Origin of the sequence: Leucobacter sp. VD1 (assembly GCF_037150695.1) — a bacterium.
Classification (GTDB): domain Bacteria; phylum Actinomycetota; class Actinomycetes; order Actinomycetales; family Microbacteriaceae; genus Leucobacter.
On record NZ_JBBCPO010000001.1, the window covers coordinates 997,172 to 1,012,951 of the forward strand.

General features: G+C 64.3%; 16 protein-coding genes. 9 read left to right on the forward strand and 7 right to left on the reverse strand.

The window, feature by feature from the left end; all coding sequences use genetic code 11:
• Window positions 1–320 precede the first annotated feature (320 nt).
• From WFL22_RS04650 to WFL22_RS04665, 4 genes are all read left to right on the forward strand, one after another.
• Entirely contained in the window at window positions 321–1,625 is a 1,305-nt protein-coding gene (locus tag WFL22_RS04650; protein ID WP_336991667.1) for a DUF418 domain-containing protein, read from the forward strand.
• A gap of 46 nt (window positions 1,626–1,671) precedes the next feature.
• Entirely contained in the window at window positions 1,672–2,280 is a 609-nt protein-coding gene (locus WFL22_RS04655) for a phosphoribosylanthranilate isomerase (protein ID WP_336991669.1), read from the forward strand.
• Window positions 2,281–2,405: 125 nt separating this feature from the next.
• On the forward strand, window positions 2,406–3,128 hold the full coding sequence (locus WFL22_RS04660) for an alpha/beta fold hydrolase (RefSeq protein ID WP_336991670.1): 723 nt from the start codon (window positions 2,406–2,408) through the stop codon (window positions 3,126–3,128).
• A 60-nt stretch (window positions 3,129–3,188) separates the two neighbouring features.
• The gene (locus WFL22_RS04665; RefSeq protein ID WP_336991671.1) at window positions 3,189–4,067 is read left to right on the forward strand and encodes a M23 family metallopeptidase; all 879 of its coding nucleotides are present in this window, start codon (window positions 3,189–3,191) and stop codon (window positions 4,065–4,067) included.
• Window positions 4,068–4,136: 69 nt separating this feature from the next.
• On the opposite strand, the gene trpD is transcribed toward WFL22_RS04665, so the two are convergent.
• Window positions 4,137–5,204 (reverse strand): anthranilate phosphoribosyltransferase, encoded by a 1,068-nt coding sequence (gene trpD, locus WFL22_RS04670; RefSeq protein ID WP_336991672.1) that lies wholly within the window; start codon window positions 5,202–5,204, stop codon window positions 4,137–4,139.
• A 266-nt stretch (window positions 5,205–5,470) separates the two neighbouring features.
• On the opposite strand from trpD, the gene ctaE reads away from it, so the two are divergent.
• From ctaE to qcrB, 4 genes are read left to right on the forward strand one after another with little or no spacing between them, the layout of a single operon-like run.
• Entirely contained in the window at window positions 5,471–6,085 is a 615-nt protein-coding gene (gene ctaE, locus WFL22_RS04675) for an aa3-type cytochrome oxidase subunit III (protein WP_336651628.1), read from the forward strand.
• Between the two features lie 21 nt (window positions 6,086–6,106).
• A complete protein-coding gene (gene qcrC, locus WFL22_RS04680) occupies window positions 6,107–6,916 on the forward strand; it encodes a cytochrome bc1 complex diheme cytochrome c subunit (RefSeq protein WP_336650901.1) in 810 nt (269 codons plus the stop codon).
• Window positions 6,917–6,962: 46 nt separating this feature from the next.
• Entirely contained in the window at window positions 6,963–8,078 is a 1,116-nt protein-coding gene (qcrA, locus tag WFL22_RS04685) for a cytochrome bc1 complex Rieske iron-sulfur subunit (RefSeq protein ID WP_336650900.1), read from the forward strand.
• Window positions 8,075–9,688 (forward strand): cytochrome bc1 complex cytochrome b subunit, encoded by a 1,614-nt coding sequence (gene qcrB / locus WFL22_RS04690; protein ID WP_336650899.1) that lies wholly within the window; start codon window positions 8,075–8,077, stop codon window positions 9,686–9,688. The genes qcrA and qcrB overlap by 4 nt, the downstream gene beginning before the upstream one ends.
• 893 nt (window positions 9,689–10,581) lie before the next feature.
• Here qcrB and WFL22_RS04695 read toward each other — a convergent pair.
• The 6 genes from WFL22_RS04695 to erpA all read right to left on the reverse strand — a co-directional run bounded on the left by WFL22_RS04695 (window position 10,582) and on the right by erpA (window position 14,963).
• Window positions 10,582–11,037 (reverse strand): TetR/AcrR family transcriptional regulator, encoded by a 456-nt coding sequence (locus tag WFL22_RS04695; RefSeq protein WP_336991673.1) that lies wholly within the window; start codon window positions 11,035–11,037, stop codon window positions 10,582–10,584.
• Window positions 11,034–11,477 (reverse strand): GNAT family N-acetyltransferase, encoded by a 444-nt coding sequence (locus tag WFL22_RS04700; RefSeq protein ID WP_336650896.1) that lies wholly within the window; start codon window positions 11,475–11,477, stop codon window positions 11,034–11,036. The genes WFL22_RS04695 and WFL22_RS04700 overlap by 4 nt, the downstream gene beginning before the upstream one ends.
• A gap of 10 nt (window positions 11,478–11,487) precedes the next feature.
• Entirely contained in the window at window positions 11,488–11,910 is a 423-nt protein-coding gene (locus tag WFL22_RS04705; RefSeq protein ID WP_336650895.1) for a cytochrome c oxidase subunit 4, read from the reverse strand.
• Window positions 11,911–11,930: 20 nt separating this feature from the next.
• A complete protein-coding gene (ctaD, locus tag WFL22_RS04710) occupies window positions 11,931–13,568 on the reverse strand; it encodes an aa3-type cytochrome oxidase subunit I (protein WP_336650894.1) in 1,638 nt (545 codons plus the stop codon).
• Window positions 13,569–13,584: 16 nt separating this feature from the next.
• On the reverse strand, window positions 13,585–14,439 hold the full coding sequence (gene ctaC / locus WFL22_RS04715) for an aa3-type cytochrome oxidase subunit II (protein ID WP_336650893.1): 855 nt from the start codon (window positions 14,437–14,439) through the stop codon (window positions 13,585–13,587).
• 152 nt (window positions 14,440–14,591) lie between these two features.
• Entirely contained in the window at window positions 14,592–14,963 is a 372-nt protein-coding gene (gene erpA, locus WFL22_RS04720) for an iron-sulfur cluster insertion protein ErpA (protein WP_336991675.1), read from the reverse strand.
• Between the two features lie 164 nt (window positions 14,964–15,127).
• On the opposite strand from erpA, the gene WFL22_RS04725 reads away from it, so the two are divergent.
• Window positions 15,128–15,706 carry a DUF3043 domain-containing protein gene (locus WFL22_RS04725; protein WP_336650892.1) on the forward strand — a complete coding sequence of 193 codons (579 nt, stop codon included), beginning with the start codon at window positions 15,128–15,130 and terminating at the stop codon, window positions 15,704–15,706.
• The last annotated feature ends 74 nt before the right edge of the window (window positions 15,707–15,780 follow it).

The window sequence follows — 15,780 nt, forward strand, 5'->3', positions numbered from 1 at the left end:
TCCACACACCGCAATCCGCCATGGTGTGCTCACCCGAAGCGGCCCCCAAATGCCAGGTGCACAACACCCCGCGATCCACACCCCAAATCCCGAAGCACAAATCACCCGAGCATCCCCAACCCCGCACCCCAAGCCCCACCCTCAACCCCCAAATTTCCAGCTTGATTATCATGCACGAGGGCGCCCGCGCCCAGTGCATGATAATCAATATTATGTCAGCTTGAAGAGACGGGCACCGCCCCCGCTCGCACGCTCTCACCCTTACCATGGGTATCGGAACAGCCGACGACTCGGCACCATTCTCACTCTGGAGGTTTCGCGTGCCGCAGGCCGTTTCCGTTTCATCACCCGCTGCGGCGCCAAGCTCGCGCGCACTGGCGCCTGATCTGGCGCGCGGCTGGATGCTGTTGCTCATCGCTGTGGCGAATGTGTCGGCGTTTTTGTGGGGCCATGAAGTGCCGTCGTACACGGTGCACCCAGTTGATGGTTCTGTGCTGGATCGGGCCTTGGGTGCGCTGACGATTCTGTTCGTCGATGCGCGCGTGTACCCGATGTTCGCGTTCCTCTTCGGGTACGGCATGGTGCAGTTCGCTCGGGCTCGTGAGGCTCGGGGTGTGCCGCCGCTTGCGGTGCGCCGCATGTTCTGGCGTCGGCACTGGTGGCTGCTGGCGTTCGGGTTCGTGCACGCGGCGCTGCTGTTCGCGGGCGACATTCTCGGCGCGTACGGGTTGACGGGTCTCGCGCTCACGGCCGCGTTGTTCTGGCGCTCCGATCGCGTGCTGAAGTTCGCGGTGTGGGCGATGTTTGGGCTGATCGTGTTCGGGGCGCTTTCGATGCTCGGGCTGGCCCTGCTCATAAGCGCGCTGCTGCCACCGGAGTCGCAGGCGCTGATGCTGGGCACGGGCTTCGGCAGCACCGCTGATCTGCTGAACGGTGTGGAGAACTACGGCTGGGCGATGCTCGCGCGGGTCGGCATGTGGCTGGTGTCGACGCCGGCGACGGTGCTGTCGCTCGTGGTGCCGTTGTGCGTGCTGCTCGGCTGGCTGGCGGGCCGGCACCGCTGGCTCGAGGTTTCGGGATCGCGCATCGGCCTGGGCGCGGTGGCGTTCTGGGGCATCGTGGTGAGCCTGCTCGGTGCGGCTCCGATCGCACTGGTGTATCTCGACCTCCTGCCCGGGCTGGAGTCGATCGCGTGGGCGGTGGCACTGCTCGGTCAGATCGCGGGCGCTGCGGGCGGTGTCGCGTATGCGGCGCTGTTCGGGATGCTCGGCATGCGACTGCAGGGCCGGGCTGGGCCGGTGTCGCGGTCGGTGGCGGCGGTGGGCAAGCGCTCTTTGAGCAGCTATCTGCTGCAGTCGGTGGTGTTCGCTCCCCTGCTCGCGGCGTGGGGTTTCGGTCTGGGTGCGCAGATTGGCACGGCAGCTGCGTTCGGTATCGCCTTGGCGGCATGGCTGATCTCGCTGCTGCTGGCCATGCTGTTGGAGCGCCGGGATGCTCGCGGGCCCGCTGAGGTGCTGCTGCGACGGCTCACCTATGCGCGGCTCGACACCGCGCCCACTCCCGCGGCTCCCCCGGCCGTTCCGGCTGCTCCGGCTGCGACGCAGAAACTGCGCCTTCCCTCGTGAAGCCGCTACGCTGACGGCGGTAAGAGCTCTCGAAAAGGATGCATCGATGTACGTGAAGATTTGCGGCCTCCGCGATGCCCGAATGGCCGAGTATGCGATCGTGGCCGGGGCCGATGCCTTGGGTGTCGTGATGAGCCCGCGCAGCCCACGGCATGCGACGCCGGCTCAGGCGGCCGAGGTGGTTGCGGCGGCGCGGGCAGCGGATCGCGGGGTCGATGTGGCGCTCGTGGTGAACCGCATGGATGCTGTTGCCGCCGCTGAGACTGCGAAAGAGCTCGGCTTCGATGTGCTGCAGCTGCACGGTGCCTATGGTGCCGACGATTTCGCCGCCGCCCGCGAGATCCTGCCCCGAGTGTGGCGTGCAACTTCGCTGGCACAGTTTCCAGCGTTGCGGGCCGGCGACTTCGGCGAAGAACGTCTCCTCGTCGATGGCGCCTCCCCCGGTTCTGGCGAGGCCTGGGATCTGTCGCTCATCGCCGGCGCCCAGTTGGGCGATCAGTGGCTGCTGGCGGGTGGGCTGGACCCGGGCAATGTCGCCCAGGCCATCGCCTCGGTACATCCGGGCGGGGTCGACGTTTCGAGCGGCGTCGAGCGAGCGCCTGGCGAGAAGGATCCAGAGCTGATCACGCGCTTCATCAGGGCTGCGCGCGCATGAGCGCGTTTCGCGCGCGAGGCACTGATGACGAGGCCCCTCCGCTCCCCCGGCCTGAGCGCTCTCGCTTTCGCGCAGGCTCGCACGAACTCCATGTCTTTCGCTGGCCTCGGCCAGGTGCGCCGCGCGTGCTGCTGGTGCACGGCATCGGCATGGGGCACAGCGTGTACGATCGTTTTCTCGCCGAGATCCGCTCCTCCTGCGAGGCGATCGCGATTGACCTTCCCGGGTTTGCCGATTGCCCCGAGCCCGCCGATCCGCTCTCAATACCGGCGACCGCCGATCTTGTCGCAGACGCCTTGCGCGACCAGGATGCTGCGCCGCTTGTCGCCGTAGGCCACTCAATGGGTGCGCAGGTGGTGGCTGAGCTCGCGGCCAGGCATCCTGAGCTGGTGCAGCGCCTCGTGCTCATCGCGGCCTCGGTGAACCCGGATGAGCGATCGCTGCCGCAACAGGCGTTTCGCATGGTGCAGGATCTCGCGGAGGGCGAACCGTTCTCGGTCGTCACCCGCGCGACGAAGACCTATTTCCAGGCGGGCCCCGTCTGGTTTATGCGGAAGCTCCGTCAGATGCTTGCGCACCGTCTTGAACGGTGTCTGCCTCGCATCTCGCAGCCGACGCTGGTGCTGCGCGGCACGCTGGATCGCGTCTGCCCTCGTGGCTGGGCGGTGCGGATCACAGGCCTGCTCCCCCGCGGTGAGATGCGGCAGATTCCGGATCGCGGCCACGAGGCGCTGATCAGTTCTGGGCAGCCTGTAGCGCAGCTTGTGCTTGACTGGATCGCTGCCGGGGGCGCCCCATTGCACCCCTCGAATCCGAGCGATCTGGTGTTTCCCACGCAGACCTTGTAACCTAAGCGTTATCTTTTACCGCGGCTCACGCCGCCCTGCACGACACTCCTGAAAGCCCGAATGACAGACGCCTCCGACCGCAACGAGCCCCGCAGCTCCGTCGGTTCCAGCTACCCGTCACGCAGATCGTTGAGAGGTCAGCAGACGGACCCGCCTCAAGACCCCGTAGTGACCGCAACCGGGTCGATTCGCGTTCCCCTGGTCGAGCATGTGCCTGCCGCCCAGGCTCCGATTGTCGCAGCTCCCCCGGCCCGCATGCCGTTGCGCCGCCGCATTGCAGCGGCCGCTGCCGCGGCGAGCGTCTGCGGCTTGGTGCTGACCATCTCACTCCCCATGGTCTCCCCCACTGATGCGGCGTCGCCAGCCGGTGGGATCGTGCCCGGCCAGGAGCTGTTCTCCGAGTTGTCACTCGAAGAGCTGCCAACCTCGTTCAGCGAAATCAGCGCCTCCGTCTCAGACGACGGCTCACCCACCAACTTCACGTTCCGGCCGCAGGCTCTCGTCAACTACCCCTTCGCGTCGACGGTGACCCTCACCGACGGTTTCGGTTACCGCACCGCCCCCGTCGAACAGTTCCACGACGCGCAGGATTTCGCAGCCCCCGCTGGCACCCCTATTCAGGTGATCGCCGACGGCAAGGTTGTCGAAGCGGGCTTCGCGAGTGACGGTTGCGGTTTCGGCCTGAAGGTCGAACATGATCTCGCCGGTACGAAAGCCACGAGTCGCTACTGCCACATGGAAATGGCTTCGCACTCATACCGTGTCGGCGACACCGTCTCGATGGGCGACCGCGCAGGATCAGTGGGCAACACGGGCATGTCGTTCGGCCCGCACCTGCACCTCGCTATCAGGGTCGACGATCAGCCCGCCGACCCGATGCCGTTCTTTGCGAAGTACACGCGCATGGACCGCCAGCAGGACTCGTCTGCCGGCTCTTGATCTTGTCTGGCACAGCTGCCGAACCGGTGTAATGGGCCGGCAGCATTCAACCCCGCAGGGCATGCCGATTCAGGCCGCTGCGCCGGCTTCTCCGGTTGCGCGCACCCAGGCGGCGAGCTTCTCCGCAGCCTTGCCGGAATCGATCGTCTCCGCCGCTACGCGCAGCTTCTCGTCGAGCCGTTCGAGCAGGGGCCGCTCGGCAGACTCAGGCACCTTCGCCAGCTCGTAGGCCACGAGACCGGCTGCGGCGTTGAGCAGCACGATGTCGCGCACGGGGCCCTGCTCCCCCGCAAGTACGCGGTGCACAATCTTCGCGTTCTCGTCGGGGGTGCCGCCGAGCAGATCTTCGATAGAAGCGCGCGCGATCCCGAGGTCACGTGGGTCAATGTCATGCTCAGTGAGCCCGCCGCGGGTGACTTCCCAAAGACGGGAGTGACCGGTGGTGGTCAATTCGTCGAGGCCATCGTCACCTCGGAAGACGAGGGCGGAGGCTCCGCGAATGCGGAAGACTCCCGCGATGAGCGGCGCGGCCGCAGGATCTGCGACACCGACCGCGGAAGCTTCGGGGCGTACCGGGTTGCAGAGCGGCCCGAGGAAGTTGAAAACGGTGGGGATGCCGAGCTGGGAGCGCACCGGCGCGACGTGCCTAAACCCTGGCAGGAATCGTGCGGCGTGCACGAATGCGATGCCCGCTTGCTCGAACACCTCTGCGAGCTGCGCAGCGTCGAGGGAAAGACCGATTCCCAGCGCGGTGAGCACATCAGAAGAGCCCGATTTGCTGCTGGCTGCCTTGTTCCCGTGCTTGACCACGGGCGCACCGGCTGCGGCGGCCGTGATGGACGCCATCGTCGACACGTTGACCGTGCCGAAGCGATCACCGCCGGTACCGACAATGTCGAGCGACATGGTCGGCAACGAGATCGGAGCGGCTTCGGCAAGAATCGCGTCACGGAACCCGACAATCTCGTCGACGGTGACGCCCTTCGCGCGTAGACCCACGAGAAACGCACCCATCTGAGCACCGGAGGCCTCGCCTGTCATGAAACCGGACATAGCCCACTCGGCCTGAGAGACACTGAGATCGTCGCCCTCGAGGAGCGTTGTGAGCACGGTCGGCCAGGTGCGTTCGTCGATCATGTAGACATCTTATCGGCGGAGCGGGTGTCGATTCTTCAGCACTGAAAGGCTGCCAGAAGAGTGCGCAGGAACCCTTCCCCCAGGCCGCGCCAGAATCGCGACCGAGAGGCCACAATCATCAGATGAAGAACCGTGCCAGAGTGGACGCCGCACCCCCTCCGGCACGGTAGGCTGATCAGGAAACTCGCAGAAAGTTCGGCGCGCCGGGACCGAGTGAAAACGCACACCAAACTTTCAGCCATAATGGAGGGGTGACAACGACCACTATGAATACCAAGTCAGCCGTGCCCTCGGTGAAGCGACCGAATATCGTCGCCGTGGGCACGATCGTGTGGCTCGGCAGCGAGGTCATGTTCTTCGCGGGCCTCTTCGCCATCTACTTCACGCTCCGCGCGATGAATCCTGAGCTGTGGGCCGAGAAGACCGAGCTGCACAACTTCCCCTTCGCGCTGGTCAACACCCTGATCCTGGTGGCCTCATCCTTCACCGCACAGGCAGGCGTGTTCGCGGCGGAGCGCATGCAGCCCCGTGCTACGGGCGCGAGCCCCAAGAAGTGGGGCACCGTCGAGTGGTTCTTCCTCACCTTCTTCATGGGCGCGATCTTCGTTTCGGGCCAGGTGTGGGAGTACGCCACCTTCGTCTCCGAAGGCATCACGCTGAGCTCGGATCCCTACGGCGCAGCCTTCTACATGACCACGGGCTTCCACGGCATCCACGTCGCGCTCGGCCTCGTCGCCTTCCTGCTGGTTATCGGCCGTATCTACGCCGTCAAGAACTTCACGCACAAGGAGGAGACCACCGCGGTCGTCGTGTCCTACTACTGGCACTTCGTCGACATCGTGTGGATCATCCTCTTCATCGTCATCTACGTCCTCAAGTAGGGGTCAGGAGTAATCGAGATCATGGCTCGCGCCAAGAAAAACGTTCGCAAGTCCGGCCGTCGGCATCCGCTTGCCACCGCTGCTCTCGTTGCGGTCGGCCTGCTCGTGACCGGCGCCGCTTACACCGGCTTCAGCCAGACCTCTGCGACCGCCGAGATCGACCTTGAGTCCCCCGCCACCATCGAGGCGGGCGAGAAGCTGTTCGGTGCTAACTGCGCCACCTGTCACGGGGCCAATGCCCAGGGCACTGAGGACGGACCCTCACTCATCGGCGCAGGTGCTGCTTCGGTCAACTTCCAGGTCGGCACCGGCCGTATGCCGCTCGCCTTCCAGGGCCCCCAGGGCATGGTTAAGCCGCAGCAGTTCACCGAGGAGCAGACCTTGCAGATGGCGGCCTACGTGGCCTCCCTCGCTCCCGGCCCGGCACTCCCGGACAGCCGGTACATCCAGGCAGATAGCGACGACGAGGGCATCGCCCGCGGCGGTCAGCTCTTCCGCATCAACTGCGCAATGTGCCACAACGTTGCAGCGGCCGGCGGTGCGCTCACGCAGGGCAAGTTCGCCCCTAAGCTCACCGGCGTTCCCGCGACGCACATCTACGAGGCCATGGTCACCGGCCCGCAGAACATGCCCGTCTTCAGCGATGCGAACATCTCGCCGCAGGAGAAGGCCGACATCATCTCGTACCTGAAGTACATCGAGAACCAGCCCGCCGTCGGCGGCCTGACCCTCGGGTCGATCGGCCCCGTGGCCGAGGGCCTCTTCATCTGGGTGATCGGTCTGGGCGCAATCGTCGGCCTCACCGTCTGGGTCACCGCGAAGTCGAACTAGTTCGACGGCGCACATAGAGTTCATGAGTCAGGAGTCAAGGAGCAACATGGCAGAGGAAGCGAAGAACAACGGCGGCACTGACGCCGTTGTCGCCGCCCAGGGCCACAGCTCGGTCGAAGCTGCGGCAGGAACTGCAGTCATCGCGTCCGATGCTGTGCAGAATCCGGGCCTTCCCCCGCACCGGAAGCGCGTCACGGATCTCGATCCCAAGAAAGAGAAGCGCGCCGAGCGCACCGTCTACACGCTCTTCTACATCTCGATCGCAGGCAGCCTCGGCGCCGTCCTCGCCTACATGTTCTTCCCGATTGAAACGGGCGAGATGCTGGCGATCCGACTGCACACCATGTTCGTCGGCCTCGGCATGGCCCTCGCACTGCTCGCCGTCGGTGTTGGCGCGGTGCACTGGGGCAAGGCCATCATGGCCGATCACGAGTCGATCGACGTGCGTCACCCGGTTCCGAGCGACGAGCCCACCCGCGAGGCTGCGGCCGAGGTCTTCCGACTCGCTGATGAAGAGTCGGGCTTCTCCCGCCGCTCGCTCGTGCGCAACAGCCTGATCGGTGCGCTCATCGCCTTCCCGCTTCCCGGCATCACTCTCCTCCGCGGTCTCGCACCGCAGGATCGCGATCCGGTGCAGCTGCTGAAGCACACCATGTGGGATAAGGGCGTCCGTCTCGCTCGCGACCCCTCCGGTGTGCCGATCAAGGCCAGCGAGGTCACCATCGGCTCCGCGTTCCACGTCATCCCCGAGACGCTCAACCACGAAGACTTCCATAACCTCAGCCTCGACGAGCGCGGGGGCAGCGAAACGCTGCTCGACGCGAAGGCCAAGGCCATCGTGCTGCTGATGCGTCTTGATCAGTCCGAGCTCAAGGAGCTCCCTGAGCGTAAGAACTGGTCGTACGACGGCATCATCGCGTACTCCAAGGTCTGCACGCACGTTGGTTGCCCTGTGGCACTTTACGAGCAGCACACCCACCACCTGCTCTGCCCGTGCCACCAGTCACAGTTCGACGTCTCGGAGCACGCGAAGGTCGTCTTCGGCCCCGCGAAGCGCCCGCTGCCCCAGCTTCCGATCACCGTCGACGACGAGGGCTACCTTGTCGCGCAGAGCGATTTCCATGAACCTGTCGGCCCGAGCTTCTGGGAGCGCCTCAAGTGAGCAGCACCGTAACTGAATCCCCCGCGCAGAGCGGTTCGAGCCGCTTCACCGCCGCCGCAGCGAACTACATCGACGAGCGCACCAAGATCGGCGTCGCCGTCAAGGAGTTCGGCCGCAAGGTCTTCCCCGATCACTGGTCGTTCCTGCTCGGCGAAGTCGCCCTGTACAGCTTCGTCGTCATCCTGCTGTCGGGCACTTTCCTCACGTTGTTCTTCCAGGCCTCAATGGTCGAGACGCACTACACCGGCCCCTACGTGCCGATGAAGGGCGTCGAGATGTCGGCAGCAATGGCGTCGACCCTCGATATCTCCTTCTCAGTACGCGGCGGCCTGCTCATGCGCCATGTGCACCACTGGGCCGCACTGCTGTTCGTCGCGTCCATCGGCCTGCACATGCTCCGCATCTTCTTCACGGGTGCGTTCCGCAAGCCGCGTGAGCTCAACTGGGTGATCGGCTTCGTGCTCTTCGTGCTCGCAATGGCCGAGGGCTTCACCGGCTACTCCCTCCCGGATGACGTGCTCTCGGGCAACGGTCTCCGCATCATCGACGGCATTATCAAGGCCATCCCGGTGATCGGCACCTACCTGTCGTACTTCTTCTTCGGCGGAGAGTTCCCCGGCACCGATATTGTCGGCCGTCTTTACATGCTGCACATCATGGTGCTGCCGGCGATGGTCATCCTCTTCGTGGCACTGCACCTGGCCTTCGTGGTGATCCACAAGCACACGCAGTACCCCGGCCCGGGCAAGACCCAGCAGAACGTGGTCGGCTTCCCCGTCCTCCCCGTGTACGCGGCGAAGGCTGGCGGCTTCTTCTTCATCGTGTTCGGCGTCATCGCCCTGATTGCCTCCTTCGTGAGCATCAACCCGATCTGGAACTACGGCCCCTACGATCCCTCCCCCGTTTCGGCTGGTACCCAGCCTGACTGGTACATCGGCTTCGCCGACGGTATGCTCCGTCTCGTGCCGCCGGGGCTGGAAACCGAGTGGTTCGGCTACACCTGGTCGTGGAACATGCTGATTCCGCTGATCGTCATCGCGATCTTCCTGGTCATTGTTGCCGCCTACCCCTTCATCGAAGCCTGGGTGACCGGTGACAAGCGCGAGCACCACATCCTCGATCGTCCGCGTAATGCCCCCACCCGCACCGCCATCGGTGCAGCCGGTGTGGTCTTCTACGCGGTGATGTGGGCCGGCGCGAGCTCGGACCTCATGGCAACCCACTTCCAGCTGTCGATGGAAGGCGTGATCCATGCACTCCAGGCACTGCTGATCCTTGGCCCGATCTTCGCCTACGTGGTCACGAAGCGCATCTGCCTCGGCCTGCAGAAGAAGGATCGTGCGATCGCTCTGCACGGCTACGAGTCGGGACGCATCGTGCGCCTGCCCGGTGGCGAGTACATCGAGGTGCACAAGCCCGTCACGGATTACGAGCGCTGGGAGCTGGTCAGCTACCACGACTACGCACCGCTCATGCTCCGTCCCAACGACGACGGCCGCATTCCGTTCTCGAAGCGCCTGCGCGCAGGCTTCAGCCGCTGGTTCTTCGAAGATCGCATCGTGCCGCCCACCCAGGGCGAGCTGGAACAGGGCCACCACGACGGCCACTGATCCACCGCGAAAGCGTGAGGCCCCGCAGGTTCATTCCTGCGGGGCCTCACGCATTTTCGCTACTCCACCGGAGATTCAAATCCAGAAGCCTGCCCAAGTAGCTGCGAACGCTCTCCACTGTGCATACCCGGATCTCACCTCGACGGGCCGCAGGGCAAGATTCATAACGTTTCCCCGACCATCTGCTCGGCATCCGGCAGCGAAAGCACCGTCTCGATGCGACTTCCACCGCGCCGCAGCTCGTCGATCTGCTCGGCGAGGTGCAGCCCCCACCCCTGTGGCGTGCGCGATCTTCCGCCGAAGGGCGAGGTCAGGAGCACCCGCGCACTCCCGGCTGCGGGCCGGCGTTGTCGGCGTTGGAGCGGTACCCACTATCGATGTCGGTCTTCGCTCCGATGTGGCACGCGTCACAGCTCAAGCAACTTGCCGCCACCGCGTCCACGAGCGCTACGCCGCTCAGCTTGTCGAACACGGTCAGCTCGCCCATTCGCGCATGTATCGCGGTGATCAGCATCCGTGCCTGGGGGCACTCCGGCTTCGGCAGCCGAGCCGCTACGACATGCCGCCAGCGCGTCGGCTCTCTGCGGCTCTCTGCGGCTTTCCGCGCCTCTCTGCAGCTCTCTGCAGCTCTCTGCAGCTCTCTGTGGCTTTCCGCGCCTCTCTGCAGCTCTCTGCGGCCAACACGAGCGCCCCGGGCGCTCATCCGCCGTCGTATGTCGGCGGCATCGCGTGAGCGGGCACTATTCACGTCCGGACCGCTGAGTGCAGTCTCTCCCCCGGCGAGAGGCACGCTTGTGCACCGTAGGCGTCGAAGAACAGCCGTCAGCTGCATCGCCGCAGGCTTGGGCGCCGCAAAGCATACGATACTGCGCTACGGCCTCCATGCGAGGAACTTAGCTGCACGGATCGGCTCCCACCTTGGCGTCAGCACCAGCATCCGCATCGGTGCGCAGCATCGAGTGCGCGCCGGCAGCGAGCAGCGCGTCAAATTCGGAGTCTCCAAGTGCGTCGCGCAGCTCGAGGAGGCTGCCCAACAACGCAAACCGCAGCACCGGGTGTGCCGCTGCGCTCACCGCTTGAAAGAGGAAGCGCTGGATGCCCTCAGAATCCGGATCTTGCTCTTCGGCGAGCAGAGCATCGCAGACTCTGTCGAAGCAGGCCAGAAAGAGCTGCTGCTTCGTCTCAAAGTTGGCGTAAACGTGCGGCTGCGGCACCTGGGCTCTGGCGGCTATCGAGCTTGTGGAGGCGCCGTGGTAGCCGAAGAGGCCGAACTCCGTGAGTCCGGCCTCTATCAGGCGTTCCCGGTTCTCGCCGGGCCGTCGTCGAGCGCGACGCTGTGAGTCGCTCACCCCAGGTCGAGAACCTTGCGGTAATGCTCACCCACGGGTTCGAAGCCGCGGTGATTGTAGAACGAGCCGATGCGCGCCGTCGATGCGGAGAGCTGGCGCACCCCGCGTCCCATGCAGTACTTCTCACAAGCCTGCATGAGACGATCGCCGACTCCATGGCGACGTGAACCCTCGTCGACCACGATCTCCTGCAGGTGTGCCGTGAGACCGGGAGCATGCAGCAGGCGCGAGACAGTCATCAGCGAGTAGCCGACCACGCGATGCTCAAGCTCGGCGACGAAGAGCACGTTCGTCTCTTGGTCACGGTGCCGCAGCACGTTATCGAAGGCGATCAGAAACTCGTCACGCCCGATCGGCTCGCGACCGGTAGTGAACTGGCGGGCCAGAGCGAAGACGGCGTTGACGTCTTCGCTCTGGCCGCGACGGATGATAATGCTCACGCGTGTGCCTCTATCGAGCGAAGTGGCCGCGGTAGTACTCGTACACCCAACCCACGATGCCGACGACTACGAGCGGCAGGGTGAGGAAGGAGAGCCAGAAATGGAAACCGACGCAGAGGCCGAGGACCACCATCGAAGCACCGAATGCGAGGAAGATCGGCCACCAACTCCACGGGCTGAACTCACCGAGCTCAGGATCGCCGTCATCGATGTCAGCATCGGGACGGTCCTCCTGAAGCACCCCGCCCTGCTTCTTCTTGACGAGGCCGAGATAGGAGGCGATGAAGCCTGTCAGACCACCCGAGAGGAGGATCGCAACGGAGCCTGCCCACTCGGGGTAGCCGTGCTCGAGCAGATTCCAGACCGTGTAGATCGCAGCGAGAAGCACGAAGTACGCGGTGAGGATCCAGAAGATGACGATATTGGATTTCATGAGTCAGTCTTTCCTCGAGATCACTTCTTCTCGGCGAGCGCTGGCTCGCGAACCGGCTGCTCGACGCCGCTGATCTCGGGGTGGTTGAGATCGAACGCCGGCGACTCCGTGCGGATGCGCGGGATCGAGGTGAAGTTGTGACGGGGCGGCGGGCAGGAGGTGGCCCACTCGAGCGAGCGGCCGTATCCCCACGGATCATTGACGGTGACCTTCGGAGCACGACGTGCGGTGATGTACACGTTGAGCAGGAAGGGGATCATCGAAGCGCCGAGGATCATCGCACCCACGGTCGACAGCTGGTTGCCCCAGGTGACGCCGTCGGAGGGGAGGTAGGTCGCGTAGCGGCGGGGCATGGCCATGACGCCCAGCCAGTGCTGCACGAGGAAGGTCATGTGGAAGCCGATGAACAGCACCCAGAAGTGAATCTTGCCAAGACGCTCGTCGAGCATGCGACCGGTCCACTTGGGCCACCAGAAGTAGAATCCGGCGAACATCGCGAACACCACGGTGCCGAAGACCACGTAGTGGAAGTGAGCAACCACGAAGTAGGTGTCCGAGAGGTGGAAGTCGAGTGCAGGCGAGGCGAGGATGACGCCGGTCAGGCCACCGAAGACGAAGGTCACCAGGAAGCCGAGCGACCACAGCATGGGCGTCTCGAAGGTGATCGATCCACGCCACAGAGTGCCGAGCCAGTTGAAGATCTTCACACCCGTGGGCACAGCGATCATCATGGTCATGAGCGCGAAGAACGGCAGCAGCACCGAACCGGTGACGTACATGTGGTGCGCCCACACGGTCATCGACAGCGCGGCAATCGCGATGGTTGCGTAGATCAGCGTCTTGTAGCCGAAGAGCGGCTTACGGCTGAACACGGGGAAGATCTCGGAGACGATACCGAAGAACGGCAGTGCGATGACGTACACCTCGGGGTGGCCGAAGAACCAGAAGAGGTGCTGCCAGAGGATTGCCCCTCCCTCACCCGTGTAGATGTGGGCACCGAAGATGCGGTCTGCTGCCAGGCCGAACATCGCCGCGGCGAGCACGGGGAAGACGAGCAGCACGAGGATCGAGGTGATGAGCGTGTTCCAGGTGAACACGGACATACGCCACATGGTCATACCGGGGGCGCGCATCGTGATGATGGTGGTGATGAAGTTCACACCGCCCATGATCGTGCCGAAGCCGCTGACACCGAGACCGAGCACCCAGAGGTTGCCCCCGACTCCCGGAGAGTAGGTCATATCCGAAAGTGGTGCGTAGGCGAACCAGCCGAAGGAGGCTGCACCCTGCGGGGTGAGGAAGCCGCCGACGGCGATCAGGGAGCCGAAGGTGTAGAGCCAGAACGCGAAGGCGTTGAGTCGCGGGAACGCGACATCGGGAGCACCGATCTGCAGCGGCATCATGACGTTCGCGAAGCCCGCGAAGAGCGGGGTGGCGAACATCAGCAGCATGATCGTGCCGTGCATGGTGAACAGCTGGTTGTACTGCTCCTTGGTAGCGATGATCTCAAGACCCGGCGCGAACAGCTGCGCACGGATCAGGAGCGCCATGAGGCCGCCGATCAGGAACCACACGAAGGAGCTGATCAGGTACATGTACCCGATCACCTTGTGGTCCGTGGACGTCAGCCACGAGACAATGACGTTGCCCTTCTTCATGTTTCTGTTTCCCTCGTTAGTCGTTCTGCGACTTCGCGTTGTCGTTGTCGATCGCGAGGCGCTCCTGGTTCGGGTTGAACTCGGCGGTCACCTGGCCGGTGTTGCCCGCATCGCGCAGCGACTCGATGTACGCGTCGTACTCGTCTTGCTCGACGACGCGCACTTCGAAGAGCATCATGGAGTGGTATTCGCCGCAAAGCTCGGCGCACTTGCCCATGAAGGTGCCGGTCTTAGTCGGCGTGAAGCTCATGTAGTTGGTCTGACCCGGGATCATGTCCTTCTTGTAGAGGAACTCGACCACCCAGAAAGAGTGGATGACATCGCGGGTCTCGAGACGGATCTCGGTGGTCTTGTCAACCGGAAGGTAGAGCACCGGCATGGTGTCTTCCTTGGCGTTGCCTTCTGCGTCGGTCTGCACCTGGACGCCCTGGAAGTAGACGTCGTCATCAACGTAGTTGAAGTCCCAGGCCCAGCGCTTGCCGATGACCTCGACGGTGTTGTCAGGGTTGTCGATGCGGGCTTCGATCTTATTCTGCTCCTGCGCGGTGAACGCGAAGAACCCGAGCACCAAGATCACCGGCACGACGGTGAAGAAGGTCTCGATCGGCATGTTGTATCGGAGCTGCACAGGCAGGCCCGTCTGCCCCTTGCGACGGCGGTACGCAATGGTGGCCCAGATGATGAGGCCCCACGTGATGACGCCGACGGCGAGCAGCACGATCCAGGAGGTGACCCACAAGCCGGTGACACCGTCCGTGTGGTTGGTGGCTCCCTCGGAACCCTCGGGCAAGAAGCCCCGCTGCTGCTCGGGGGTGCAGCCGGCAAGCAGCAGTGCTGCCGAGAGCACCACCGGGGCCGCGACCCACTTCATTCGACGATTGGAACGCACCGCATACCTTTCGAACTGTTTTCTCGCCGGCTCGGATGGCAGGCGAAGCTGATGACTCCCTGACAGCTTAGCGCGAAGCTGAGCATTCCCCGAACCGACACCGGGTGTCGCGAACTCCGAATGCTCGACTCTGCTCAGCTGAAGCTGTCGCCGCAGGCGCAACTGCCCTGAGCATTGGGATTGTCAATGGTGAAACCCTGCTTTTGGATGGTGTCTTCGAAGTCGATCGTGGCACCGCTCAGGTACGGGATGCTCATCGCATCGACCACGACCTCGACCCCGTCGAAGTCAACGACGGCGTCGTTTTCAAGCTGGCGTTCGTCGAAGAACAGCTGGTAAATCAGGCCGGAGCATCCGCCGGGCTGCACGGCGATACGCAGGCGCAGATCGTCGCGCCCCTCCTGTGCCAGCAGGCTGCGCACTTTCTCCTGCGCGGTGTCGCTCAGCGCGACACCGTGCGCGCGCTCCTCAGCCGCGGTCTCCGCTGCGATCGTGTCAGTGCTCATGCGGGTAACTCCTCGCTCGCGTGTTGAACCCTTGCGCATCGATTCTACGCCGCTCGCAGGGGATCGCGTCAGCCGCGCACGGTAGTCTTATTGGAGCAGTCGACCGTATCGACGGACGTCTCATATGCATACGCGCGCAGTGCGCATCGATCGAGAGGACAGGCGTGGCAAAGAAGGGCGCTGACAACGCGACCGCCGCGGGCGAGAATGACGCTCGGAATGGGGCGAGCACGGGCAAAGGTCGCCCCACTCCCTCGCGCAAGCAGGCGGAGGCCGCGAATGCGCGGCCGATCGTGGGCTCCCGCGACAAGGCCATGATGAAGGAGCAGCGACGCCAGCAGGCCGAGGCCCGCGAGCGCGCTCGCCTCGGCATGATGCAGGGCGATGAGCGCTTTCTCACCCCGCGAGACAAGGGCCCGCAGCGCCGCTACGTGCGCGACTACGTCGATGCCCGCTGGAGTGTCGGCGAGCTGCTCATTCCGATGATGCTGGTAGTGCTGGTGATGACGTTCATCCCGGGCATCATGCAGATCATCAGCCTGGTGGTGATCTGGGCGTTCGTGGGTCTTGCGATCCTCGATGCGGTGTTCCTCGGCATGCGTCTGAAGAAGCGCTTGGCTGAGAAGTTTGGTGAGGATCGCGTGCAGCCCGGCTTCCGCTGGTACGCCGCGATGCGCGCGTTCCAGTTCCGCCCGCTGCGCGTGCCGAAGCCGCAGGTCAAGCGCGGCAACTTCCCGAGCTGATTCGGCACCGGCCTGGTGCATAAGAACCCCCTGTCGTTGCGAGAGCATCGACAGGGGGTTCTTCGTTGTGCGCA